The sequence below is a fragment of the Vibrio sp. V09_P4A23P171 genome, assembly GCF_963875615.1.
GTDB lineage: Bacteria > Pseudomonadota > Gammaproteobacteria > Enterobacterales > Vibrionaceae > Vibrio > Vibrio anguillarum.
Genome location: NZ_CAWNMR010000053.1, coordinates 1 through 3,777 on the forward strand (window position 1 = coordinate 1; position 3,777 = coordinate 3,777).

A 3,777-nucleotide genomic window follows, 5' to 3' on the forward strand; every position below is an offset into this window, starting at 1 on the left:
ATCCACGTGATCTCCAAAATGGTTTGATAGTGAGTGCCTTGCACCAGCATATCTTTATCATTTTGACGCAAAATATCGCCGTAGCTGTTGTCGATTTGTTTATCTAACATTGCTGCTTCTAGCGCATCGTGTGCATTGAGATCGTGAAAAGCGTTCATCGATTTTTGCAGCATATTGATCACGTTCGCGTTAATTGTTTCAAACGCATCTTCTTGTAATTCAATACCATCAAAATAGTCTTTGTCACCCGGATGGTGCTCCTTTAAACGCAACACCGCATGGGCGATCCGTTTAGATTGATCGCCAATTCGCTCAAGATCCATGATCGCTTTCATGATCGAAAACACCGCACGTAAATCGCGGGCTGCGGGTTGGCGTTTGACTAAAATATCAATGCAGCGTTGATCAATGGCCAGTTCTAACAAATTGATATTATGATCGTGTTCAATTACTTGCTTGGCCAGTTCGGTATTGCCTGTCATAAACGCATCGAGTGCGTCCCGCACCTGTACGATTACTAAATCACCCATATTCACCACGCTATCCACAATAGAACGCATTTCGCTATTGTAGCTATGAGAGGTGTGCCCATCGACACCATGAGTTGTCATAAAATTCTCCTAAAACAGTCGTTAACCGAAACGGCCAGTAATGTAATCTTCAGTGCGGCTATCACGTGGGTTGGTGAACAACTCACGTGTTTCGCTCAGTTCAACCAAGTTACCTAAGTGGAAGAAGGCGGTTTTATCTGAAACGCGCGCCGCTTGCTGCATGTTGTGTGTCACCATCGCAATGGTGTAGCTGCCTTTGAGCTCATCAATCAGATCTTCAATGATCGAGGTCGCGATAGGGTCAAGCGCCGAACAAGGCTCATCCATCAAAATCACTTCAGGGTTAACCGCAATCGCACGAGCAATACACAAACGCTGTTGCTGGCCACCAGATAGTCCGGTGCCCGGTGCTGATAAGCGATCTTTGACTTCTTTCCACAAGCCAGCGCGGCGTAAGCTGGTTTCGACGACTTCATCCAANGCACCACATCTAAGCTAGGGTGATAAATATCTTGCCCGTCCAAGGTAACTGAACCTTCAACACGAGCCGTGTCGATGGTGTCGTTCATACGATTTAAACAGCGTAAAAAGGTCGATTTACCACAACCAGAAGGGCCGATAAAGGCGACCACTTCATGCTCAATGATATCCATATCGATGCCGTGTAGCGCCTTGGTTTCACCATAGAAAACTTTCACATCACGCGCGGCCATTTTAATTTGTGTGGCTTGGGCTGCTTCTTTAGCGGTGCTCTTTACCTGTGGTATCACAAGGGAGTGTTTGTTCATAATAGCTTCACTTATCATCTTTATTACCACCGAGTTTCAAAGCGTCGACGCAACCAAATCGCCAGCGCGTTTAAGCTAATCATTAATGCTAACAATACGGTGATTGCAGCAGACGTTCTTGCTTCAAAAAAGTTACGCAGTTCGTTACCTTGCCAGAGGAAAATCTGCACTGGTAGCGCGGTTGATTGATCGAGCGGTGTCGCAGGTACGCTGGCGACAAATGAGCTCATGCCAATCAAGAGCAGTGGCGCAGTTTCACCTAATGCTTGGGCGATACCCAAAATGGCCCCAGTCAAAATGCCCGGTAGTGCCAAAGGCAATACGTGATGGAAAACGGCTTGAGTTTTGGACGCGCCGATACCCAGAGCTGCTTGGCGAATCGATGGTGGTATCGCTTTCAATGTTGAGCGAGTAGCAATGATCACTGTGGGCAGTGTCATTAGTGTTAATACCAAACCACCGACAAACGGTGCCGAAAGCGGCAGCTTAAACCACAAAATAAACACTGAAGCGCCCAGTAAACCAAATACAATCGAAGGAACCGCCGCCAAGTTGTTGATGTTCACTTCAATCAAATCGGTGAACTTGTTTTTTGGGGCAAATTCTTCTAGGTAAATCGCGGAAGCGACGCCAATCGGTACCGCCAATACCATAACAATGAGCATCATAAATACCGAGCCCATAAACGCCCCAGCAAGGCCAGCCGAAGCTAATGAGCTGCGAGAATCGACGTTCATAAACAGCGCTGTACTGAATTTGTTTTGGATAACGCCACGTTCAGCGAGCTCATCCGCCCACGCGCGGGTACGAGCACTCAACTGCTGACGAGAGTCGGGTAGATCACGGTCGATGTTGCCTTTCAACCACACATCGACGTTGGCTTCCGCCAGTAAATCAAGACGTAAGGTTTGGCCGACCAGTGAAGGATCATTGACTATCATATCGCGCAAAGCAAAACGCTCGCCGCTGGTGATCAATTTGATCGCATCACGCTGGTAGCGAGTCGCTTCAGGGATTTCGTTGGCCAAACTGTTGACAATAATACGGTTGAAATTAACCATGCCGACGCTGCTTTGCCATGTGAGCATGCGTTGATTGAACTGCGCCGGGCTCTCATCACTTTGTTGGATGGGTTTGGGCTCTATTTTCACGACATCGGGGTCAAAGTAGACATCCAAGGTCACTGTCGCTTGCCAAAAGGCTGGAATACCTTTGGAAAGAATCGAAGTGAATAGTATCGCCACAAAACTTAACGCTAAGGCAACCGCGCCAATACCGAAAGCTCTAAAGCGGCGTTCACTGTTGTGACGTTTTTTCAGCGAGCGAGCAATGCGCAGTTTTGTTTCATTACGTTGCGCATAGGCATCGTCATCTTGAAGGTTAGTCATTTGAATGCTGTTGTCCATGGCGTTACTCATACTGTTCACGGTACTTACGTACGATAACGAGCGCGATCACATTAAGGCATAGCGTGATCACAAACAGGGTTAAACCAAGTGCAAAGGCTACTAAGGATTGTGGGCTAGCAAAATCGGTATCGCCGGTCAGTTGGTTGACGATGGTAACCGTCATAGTAGAGACAGCCTCGAATGGGTTGGCGGTTAATACTGGGCTATTTCCGGCAGCGAGAACCACAATCATGGTTTCACCAATCGCCCGGCTGGCGGCGAGCAAAACTGCGCCAGTCACGCCAGGTAGCGCGGCAGGTAGAACCACTTTGCGAATGGTCTCTGATTTGGTTGCGCCAAGGCCAAGCGAGCCATCTCTTAGTGTTTTGGGCACTTGAGTAAGAATGTCGTCGGATAGCGAGGAAATAAAGGGAATCACCATTAAGCCCATCACAATCCCCGCGGTTAGAGCGGAGGTGGCACGAATATCGATATGGAGCCACTGTCCCAATTCGCTCAGAAAGGGACCGACGGTGATTAAAGCAAAAAAGCCGTAGACGATGGTGGGAATACCCGCGAGCACTTCAATAATCGGTTTAGCTATCGAGCGAATGCGACTTGGTGCATATTCAGCTAGATAAATGGCGCACATCAGGCCAATAGGAATAGCGACGATTAAGGCAATCAAGGCGATTAAAAAGGTTCCTGCCAGTAATGGCAACATACCAAAGCCGGTTTGGTTCTCTGTACCTACTGTTGAGAAACGAGGGTTCCATGTGGTGCCGAAGAAAAATTCGCTCGGGCTAACAAAACTAAAGAAACGTAACGCTTCTCCAACCATCGAAAGAACAATGCCTACTGTGGTTAAAATCGCCACACCAGAACACAGAATCAGTAGTATATGCAGTGCACGTTCGACTGTGTTGCGTGCCCGAAGATCAGGGCGAATTTGTCGAGTGCTGAAGACTAATCCGGCCGCGGCAACCGTTGCCATCAAACCAGTGAGTAATAAATAGCTGCGTTGTTCTAACTGCTTTAAGTAGTCTGCGG

The 3,777-nt window shown here is 48.0% G+C and carries 3 protein-coding genes and 1 pseudogene; all 4 read right to left on the bottom strand.

What is annotated here, in order from left to right:
- Positions 1–611 (bottom strand): phosphate signaling complex protein PhoU (gene phoU, locus AACT23_RS13730; protein WP_094127176.1); only part of this gene is annotated, 611 nt, incomplete at its 3' end.
- Positions 612–632: 21 nt separating this feature from the next.
- Positions 633–1,204 (bottom strand): annotated as a pseudogene (locus AACT23_RS13735) (phosphate ABC transporter ATP-binding protein).
- Between the two features lie 158 nt (positions 1,205–1,362).
- Positions 1,363–2,745 carry a phosphate ABC transporter permease PstA gene (gene pstA, locus AACT23_RS13740; protein ID WP_240507717.1) on the bottom strand — a complete coding sequence of 461 codons (1,383 nt, stop codon included), beginning with the start codon at positions 2,743–2,745 and terminating at the stop codon, positions 1,363–1,365.
- A 4-nt stretch (positions 2,746–2,749) separates the two neighbouring features.
- On the bottom strand, positions 2,750–3,777 hold a 1,028-nt coding region (gene pstC / locus AACT23_RS13745), incomplete at its 5' end, for a phosphate ABC transporter permease subunit PstC (protein ID WP_094127178.1).

What these genes read in the sequence shown, in the direction of transcription:
- pstA (WP_240507717.1), bottom strand. Translation starts at nt 2,745, where the DNA reads ATGGACAACAGCATTCAAATGACTAACCTTCAAGATGACGATGCCTAT.